We start from the raw sequence: 7889 nt of genomic DNA, 5'->3' as shown, positions 1-7889 counted from the left end.
AGTGGGTCTGTTCTTCAGCAATCTGTTCGGCGCTTCGACTCTGCCGGGGATCCTGACCCAGCAGCAGATGCGCCAGGCGGCGGATCAACTGTTCAGCGGCTTGCGGGAAGAGGGCGTCGATCTTCTTCTGACGCCGATGATCAATGATGCGGACGATAACGATCAGACCAATCCGCTCAAGGACATTGGTGCGGTTAGCCAGGACACCAGTGTTCGCCAGCAACCCAGGGGTTATACGTTGTCGCCGTCAGGGCTTGGCCCGGATGATTTGGCCGCTTGGTCGGACGCCAAGGACAAGGAAAAGACCGAGCAGGTCCACAAGGGGTGGTACCTGCGTCGCCGGGAAGCCCGTCGGGGGCGGGAGCGCAAGCTGATGGTGACCATGCCCTCCACCCCGAGCACCCGGCTGCAGGTGCTGGATTTTGGTCCTCTACCGACGATCCTGCTGTTCGGTGCCACGCCTCATCTGCTGCTGGAAGCCAATCCGTTCGGTTGGGCGGCGGGAGAGTCGCCGCAGGCGCAGGCCCTCAACAAATATCAGGTCCGGCTGCATCCCGAGACTGCCTACACCCTGCAGTTCAAGAAAAGCGTCCTGACATCAAAAGACTTTGATTCGAACTTTGGCAGCCGAACGGAATTGGTGGTGCCCGAGGGGGCGTTCCAGCGCTTGCCTCAAGTGAGCCTGGACCTGTCCGGCCAGGGGGATGCCCGCCAGACGCTGGCGGAGTTGGACTTGTCCCTGTCCTCGCTGGAGGTCGTCAAGTTCAAGGACAAGAGCACATTCAGGCTCGACCTGGTGAGCGCTGATGGCCACAGCGCCTGCGCGCTGGAACAGGTGGTGCGTACCGTTCAATTGCCGGCCTATATCCAGTTCAAGAGCGGAGAAACGCATCCCGTGATGGCGGTGCTGGGGGAAGGCTCACGGGTAACGCTGAGGAATTCGACGGGACGTTCACTGCTGCTGTTGAGGCGGGAGGTCCGCCGTTGCGAGATTGAGATACAGGCGCCGGTCAGTGGTTTTGCGGTTTCTGTTTGAATCTCTGGGTCAGAGCGGGACTGGACGCAGGGCGCTGCGTTCGGCGTGTTGACGCAGCGCCCATTGCACATGCTCCTGGACCAATTCCGATGGGTAGTCCAGGCGGGTATTGAGCGCTTCAAGCACCGGAATCGTCGATGGTGCATTCCCCAGTCCGACCGCCAGGTTGCGTAGCCAGCGCTCATAACCGGCCCGGCGCAGCGGCGAGCCCTCGGTGTTTTTCAGGAAGGTCTCTTCGTCCCACAGGAACAGCTCGGCCAGCCCGGCATTGTCCAGGCTGTGCCGGGGCTTGAAGTCGCCCTCAGCGGACGGACGGGCGAAACGGTTCCATGGGCAGACCATCTGGCAATCGTCGCAGCCGAACACCCGATTTCCGATCAGCGGCCGCAACTCTTCCGGGATCGCGGTTTTCAGCTCGATGGTCAGGTACGAGATACAGCGCCGGGCGTCCAGCACATAAGGCCCGACAAACGCCGCCGTCGGGCAGATATCCATGCACGCCGTGCAGCGCCCGCAATGCTCCGTGGCGTGGGGGGCGTCCACCGGCAGCGGCAGGTCGACGAACAGCTCGCCGAGAAAGAAGTAGCTGCCGGCCTTGCGGTTGAGCACCAGGGTGTTCTTGCCGATCCAGCCGAGCCCGGCCTGTTCGGCGATGGCCTTTTCCAGTACCGGGGCGCTGTCGACGAAGGCGCGATAACCAAAGGGCCCGATAACCTGCTGGATACGCTCGGCGAGCTGTTGCAGGCGTTTGCGGATCAGCTTGTGATAGTCACGGCCCAGTGCGTAGCGCGAGACATAGGCCTTTTCCGGTTGCCCCAGGCGCTGGGCCATCTGCGTGTCCCCCGGCAGGTAGTCCATGCGCAACGACACCACTCGCAATGTCCCGGGCACCAGCTCGTCGGGATGCGAGCGTTTGCTGCCGTGGGCACCCATGTACTCCATGTCACCGTGATAGCCGGCGTCGAGCCAGCGTTGCAGGTGCTGTTCATGCTCGCCCAGCTCGAGACCGGCGATGCCGACTTGCTGAAAGCCCAGTTCACGGCCCCATTCCTTGATGGATTGGGCGAGGGCGGGGAGGTCGACGCTAATTACAGGCATGAGACAGGAGAAACCTAGGCTTTGGTGCGTATAATTCTGCCAGACATCAGAGCTCGACGACGCATGCCGCAGACCAAACCGCTTTTTTCCGATATTCAGTCATTGACCCTCGCCACGCTGCCGAGCCTTCCCGCACGAGAACTGGATGCCCACAAGGGGTTGTTCGGCCATGTGCTATTGATCGGCGGCGACCGGGGTTTTGGCGGCGCGATCCTGCTCAGTGCCGAAGCGGCCTTGCGCAATGGTGCCGGTCTTGTGTCCCTGGCGACCCGTCCGGAGCATGTGGCGGCGTCCCTGGCTCGGCTGCCGGAAGTGATGGCACTGGGGATCGAGTCGGCCAATCAACTGATGACGCTGCTGGCCCAGTCCAGCGTACTGGTGGTCGGCCCGGGACTCGGCCAATCCGCCTGGAGCCGCAGCCTGTTGTCGCTGGCGGCCAATGCCGGCTTGCCGCAAATCTGGGATGCCGACGCCTTGAACCTGCTGACGGCGGGTGGCTTCATGCTGCCGACAGACAGCGTGATCACTCCGCATCCTGGCGAGGCGGCACGTTTGCTGGGGATTTCCACGGCGGCTGTACAGGCGGATCGTCCCGCCGCCGCGCGCCGACTGGCCCAGCAGTACCAGGCGGTCTGCGTGCTCAAGGGCGCGGGCAGCCTGGTCGCCGCGCCGGACGGGCGCTTGTCGATCTGCGAGCGCGGCCATCCGGCCATGGCCACGGCCGGGCTGGGCGATGTCCTGTCCGGGTTGCTCGGTGCCCTGCGGGCCCAGGGCCTGCCTGCTTACGAAGCCACCTGCCTGGCGGTCTGGCTGCATGCCAGCGCTGGCGAGCAGTTGGGAAAAAACGGCCGTGGACTGGCGGCCAGCGATCTGATCCCAGTCATTCGACAGTTGCTGGAGGAGCAATCACCGTGTCTGAACTAACTCTTCAACTGCCGGATGAAGAGGCCATGGTCGCCTTCGGCCGGACAATCGCCGAAGTAACCCGTGGCGTCGGGGTGATTTTCCTCGAAGGCGATCTCGGCGCCGGCAAGACCACCCTGTCCCGGGGCATCATTCGTGGCCTCGGCCATGCCGGCGCGGTGAAAAGCCCGACGTTTACCCTGGTTGAGCCGTACGAAATCGGTGATATCCGTGCCTTCCATTTCGATCTGTATCGCCTGGTCGACCCGGAAGAGCTGGAATACATGGGCATTCGCGACTATTTCGATGGCGAAGCCCTGTGCCTGGTGGAGTGGCCGCAGCGGGGCGAGGGCTTTTTGCCAAAGCCCGACCTGACCATTACCATTAGCCCGCATAATGGCGGTCGTTCGCTGTATCTGTTGTCCCAGGGCGCCCGAGGTGACTCCTGGTGTGCCGATCTGGCATTGGAAATCAAATAAATGATGGGGTTTGGTATGCGCATTCGCGCGTTGGTTGCTGTCGTGGGATTGTTGCTGGCGGCACTGGCCGTTGACGCCGTTGCGGCGACACAGGTCAAGAGTGTTCGCCTGTGGCGGGCCCCGGACAACACGCGCCTGGTATTCGACCTGTCCGGCCCGGTGCAGCACAGTGTCTTCACCCTGACCTCCCCGGATCGGCTGGTGATCGATATCAATGGCGCGACCCTGGGCGGCCCGCTGAATGTGCCAACCGCCAACACCCCGATCAACAGCGTGCGTGCCGCCCAGCGTACGCCGACCGATTTGCGCGTGGTGGTCGACCTGAAAAAGGCGGTCACCCCGAAAAGCTTCGTCCTGGCGCCGAACGCGCAGTATGGCAACCGCCTGGTGGTCGACCTGTTCGACAACCCTGCCGATGCCGCGCCTCCAGCCGCGCCGACCCCTGCCGTGGCCACCGTGCCGGCGGTCCCGGTCACCCCGACGGAGCCGGCGATCAAGCTGCCACCGGCCCCGGCGGGCAAGCGTGACATCATTGTGGTGATCGACGCCGGCCACGGCGGCGAAGACCCGGGGGCCTCCGGCTCCCGTGGCCAGCACGAGAAAGACGTGGTGCTGGCCATCGCCCGCGAACTGCAACGCCAGGTCAATGGCCAGAAAGGCTATCGCGCCGAGCTGACCCGTACCGGCGACTACTTTATCCCGCTGCGCGGCCGTACCGAGATCGCCCGCAAGAAAGGCGCCGACCTGTTCGTCTCGATTCACGCCGACGCCGCCCCGTCCGCCGCGGCCTTCGGAGCCTCGGTGTTCGCCTTGTCCGATCGCGGTGCCACCTCCGAGACCGCCCGCTGGCTGGCGGACAGTGAAAACCGTTCCGACCTGATCGGTGGCGCCGGCAACGTCAGCCTCGATGACAAGGACAAGATGCTCGCTGGCGTCTTGCTCGACCTGTCCATGACCGCTTCGCTGACCTCCAGCCTGAACGTCGGCCAGAAGGTCCTGAGCAACATCGGCCGGGTTACTCCGCTGCACAAGCAGCGCGTCGAGCAGGCCGGGTTCATGGTGCTGAAGTCGCCGGATATTCCGTCGATCCTGGTGGAGACCGGGTTTATCTCCAACTCCAACGAAGCGTCCAAGCTGGCCTCCGCGAATCACCAGCAGGCCCTGGCGCGCTCCATCAGCGCCGGTATCCGCCAGTTCTTCCAGCAGAACCCGCCACCGGGCACTTATATCGCCTGGCTAAGGGACTCCGGCAAGATCGCCGAGGGCCCGCGTGACCATCGCGTGGCGCCGGGCGAGACCCTGGCCATGCTCGCCGTGCGCTACCAGGTCTCGGCGTCGACCCTGCGCAGCGCCAACAACCTGACCAGCGATGAGCTGAAAGTCGGGCAGAACCTGACGATTCCGGGTGCGGAACTGGCGGCCAAACAATGAGTGAAGCCTTGAACGGCAGCGCCCGCATCGAACTGCTCAGCCCGCGGCTGGCGAACCAGATTGCCGCCGGCGAGGTGGTCGAGCGCCCGGCCTCGGTGATCAAGGAACTGTTGGAAAACAGCCTGGACTCCGGTGCCAAGCGCATCGATGTGGATGTCGAGCAGGCCGGCGTCAAGCTGCTGCGGGTGCGCGACGATGGCAGTGGGATCTCCGCCGACGACCTGCCGTTGGCCCTGGCGCGCCACGCCACCAGCAAGATTCGCGACCTGGAAGACCTGGAACGGGTGATGAGCCTCGGTTTCCGTGGCGAGGCCCTGGCCTCCATCAGTTCCGTCGCGCGCCTGACCCTGACTTCCCGCACCCGCGACGCCGACCAGGCCTGGCAGGTGGAAACCGAAGGCCGTGACATGGACGCGCGGGTGCAGCCGGCGGCTCATCCGGTGGGCACTTCGGTGGAAGTCCGTGACCTGTTTTTCAATACTCCGGCGCGGCGCAAGTTCCTCAAGGCCGAGAAGACCGAGTTCGATCACCTGCAGGAAGTGATCAAGCGCCTGGCCCTGGCCCGCTTCGATGTGGCTTTTCATCTGCGCCATAACGGCAAGAGCATTCTCAGCCTGCACGAGGCCCATGACGATGCGGCCCGTGCCCGGCGCGTGGCGGCGGTCTGCGGTGCGGGTTTCCTCGAACAGGCCCTGCCCATCGAAGTGGAGCGCAACGGCCTGCACCTGTGGGGTTGGGTCGGTTTGCCGACATTCTCCCGCAGCCAGGCGGATTTGCAGTATTTCTATGTGAACGGCCGCGCGGTACGCGACAAGCTGGTGGCCCATGCGGTGCGCCAGGCCTATCGTGACGTGCTGTTCAACGGCCGGCACCCGACTTTCGTGCTGTTTTTCGAGGTCGATCCGGCGGTGGTGGACGTCAACGTGCACCCGACCAAGCACGAAGTGCGGTTCCGTGACGGGCGCATGGTCCACGACTTCCTCTACGGCACCCTGCACCGCGCCCTGGGCGACGTGCGCCCGGAAGATCACCTGGCCGCGCCCGCCACGGTAGCCGGCATGGTCCGGCCGACAGGGATCGAAGCCGGCGAGTTCGGTCCCCAGGGCGAAATGCGCCTGGCGGCCAATCTGCTGGAACAGCCCCAGTCGCAGCCGTCATCCGCGTTTACGCCGGCGGCCGGATCGGGTTCCGGTGCCGGTTATCAATATCAGTACCGCCCGCAATCCACCCAGATGCCGCCCGCCGCCGAGGCCCAGGGCGTCTACCGCGAGTTTTTTGCACCACTGCCCGACGCGGTGGCATCGCCGACCCTGCCCGACAGCCAGGGCGATGTGCCGCCGCTGGGTTATGCGCTGGCGCAGCTCAAGGGCATCTATATCCTCAGCGAAAACGCCCAGGGCCTGGTGCTGGTGGATATGCACGCCGCCCATGAGCGGATCATGTACGAGCGCCTGAAAATCGCCATGGCCAGCGAAGGCCTGAGCGGCCAGCCGCTGCTGGTGCCCGAATCCCTGGCGGTCAGCCAGCGCGAAGCCGATTGCGCCGAAGAACATGTCAGCTGGTTCCAGCGCCTGGGCTTCGAATTGCAGCGCCTGGGCCCGGAAACCCTGGCGATCCGGCAGATTCCGGCCTTGCTCAAGCAGGCCGAGGCCAATCGCCTGGTCCAGGATGTCCTGGCCGACCTGATGGAATACGGCACCAGCGACCGGATCCAGGCGCACCTGAACGAGTTGCTCGGGACCATGGCCTGCCACGGCGCGATTCGCGCCAACCGGCGCCTGGCCCTGGCGGAAATGAACGGTTTGCTGCGGGATATGGAAAACACCGAGCGCAGCGGCCAGTGCAACCACGGTCGGCCCACCTGGACCCAGCTCGGGCTGGATGATCTGGACAAACTGTTCTTGCGCGGTCGCTGATGACGGCTTCCAAGGCATTACCGCCGGCCATCTTCCTGATGGGCCCCACGGCGGCGGGCAAGACCGACCTGGCCATCGAGCTGACCAAGGTGCTGCCGTGCGAGCTGATCAGCGTCGACTCTGCCCTGGTTTACCGGGACATGGACATCGGCACGGCCAAGCCCTCGAAAGCGCTGTTGGCACAGTTCCCGCATCGATTGATCGATATCCTCGACCCGGCACAGAGCTATTCCGCCGCCGAATTTCGCAGCGACGCCCTGGTGGCCATGGCCGAGATCACCGCGCGGGGCAAGATTCCGCTGCTGGTGGGCGGCACCATGCTTTATTACAAGGCTTTACTGGAGGGCCTGGCGGAGATGCCGGCGGCCGATCCGCAGATCCGTGCCGAAATCGAGGAAGAGGCCACGCGCCTGGGCTGGCAGGCCTTGCACGACCAGTTGGCGGTCGTCGACCCGGTCTCGGCGGCGCGCATCCACCCCAATGACCCCCAGCGCCTGAGTCGGGCACTGGAAGTCTATCGGGTCAGCGGATCGAGCATGACCGCCCACCGCGAGCGACAATCTGCGCAAAGTACTGACGCAGCCGCTTCGGGACGGCCGCAATTGCCCTATACTGTTGCCAACCTGGCCATCGCTCCGGCGAATCGTCAGGTCCTGCACGACCGAATTGCACAAAGATTCACACAAATGCTGGAACAGGGGTTCGTAGACGAGGTCGTAGCTCTGCGTAGGAGAGGTGACCTTCATGTCGGGTTGCCGTCTATACGTGCTGTAGGTTACAGGCAAGTCTGGGAACACCTGGAGGGCAAGCTGACGTCAGCCGAAATGCAGGAGCGCGGCATCATTGCCACGCGCCAGTTGGCAAAGCGCCAGTTCACCTGGTTGCGCAGCTGGACGGATCTGCACTGGCTGGACAGCCTGGATTGCGACAATCTGCCACGCGCCTTGAAATACCTTGGGACGATCTCCATATTGGGCTGAGTCCTTGCAATTGCCGTCTATCCTTGGGGGAAAGGCGGTACAAGCC

The 7889-nt window shown here is 64.2% G+C and carries 6 protein-coding genes and 1 pseudogene; 6 read left to right on the top strand and 1 reads right to left on the bottom strand.

The window, feature by feature from the left end:
• A pseudogene (locus CWE01_RS06560) lies at window positions 1-1036 on the top strand (hypothetical protein); the annotation flags it as partial.
• A 9-nt stretch (window positions 1037-1045) separates the two neighbouring features.
• Here CWE01_RS06560 and queG read toward each other — a convergent pair.
• A complete protein-coding gene (gene queG, locus CWE01_RS06555; RefSeq protein WP_100939710.1) occupies window positions 1046-2134 on the bottom strand; it encodes a tRNA epoxyqueuosine(34) reductase QueG in 1089 nt (362 codons plus the stop codon).
• Between the two features lie 63 nt (window positions 2135-2197).
• Between queG and CWE01_RS06550 the strand changes: the two genes are divergently transcribed.
• The 5 genes from CWE01_RS06550 to miaA are packed head-to-tail and all read left to right on the top strand — an operon-like array spanning window position 2198 to window position 7843.
• A complete protein-coding gene (locus tag CWE01_RS06550; RefSeq protein ID WP_100939709.1) occupies window positions 2198-3058 on the top strand; it encodes an NAD(P)H-hydrate dehydratase in 861 nt (286 codons plus the stop codon).
• Complete coding sequence (gene tsaE, locus CWE01_RS06545) at window positions 3046-3516, top strand: tRNA (adenosine(37)-N6)-threonylcarbamoyltransferase complex ATPase subunit type 1 TsaE (RefSeq protein ID WP_100939708.1); 471 nt, start codon at window positions 3046-3048, stop codon at window positions 3514-3516. Before CWE01_RS06550 ends, tsaE begins: the two co-directional genes overlap by 13 nt.
• A 3-nt stretch (window positions 3517-3519) precedes the next feature.
• Window positions 3520-4947, top strand: a complete 1428-nt coding sequence (locus CWE01_RS06540) for an N-acetylmuramoyl-L-alanine amidase (RefSeq protein ID WP_218176983.1) — start codon at window positions 3520-3522, stop codon at window positions 4945-4947.
• Window positions 4944-6863: a DNA mismatch repair endonuclease MutL gene (gene mutL, locus CWE01_RS06535; RefSeq protein ID WP_100939706.1), complete on the top strand. Its 1920-nt coding sequence runs from the start codon at window positions 4944-4946 to the stop codon at window positions 6861-6863. The genes CWE01_RS06540 and mutL overlap by 4 nt, the downstream gene beginning before the upstream one ends.
• Window positions 6863-7843 (top strand): tRNA (adenosine(37)-N6)-dimethylallyltransferase MiaA, encoded by a 981-nt coding sequence (miaA, locus tag CWE01_RS06530; RefSeq protein ID WP_100939705.1) that lies wholly within the window; start codon window positions 6863-6865, stop codon window positions 7841-7843. The genes mutL and miaA overlap by 1 nt, the downstream gene beginning before the upstream one ends.
• Window positions 7844-7889: the final 46 nt, after the last annotated feature.

Origin of the sequence: Pseudomonas sp. QS1027, assembly GCF_002814235.1 — a bacterium.
Classification (GTDB): Bacteria; Pseudomonadota; Gammaproteobacteria; order Pseudomonadales; family Pseudomonadaceae; genus Aquipseudomonas.
Note: the sequence above shows the minus strand (reverse complement) of the source record. Positions and strands in the feature narration are given on the sequence as shown.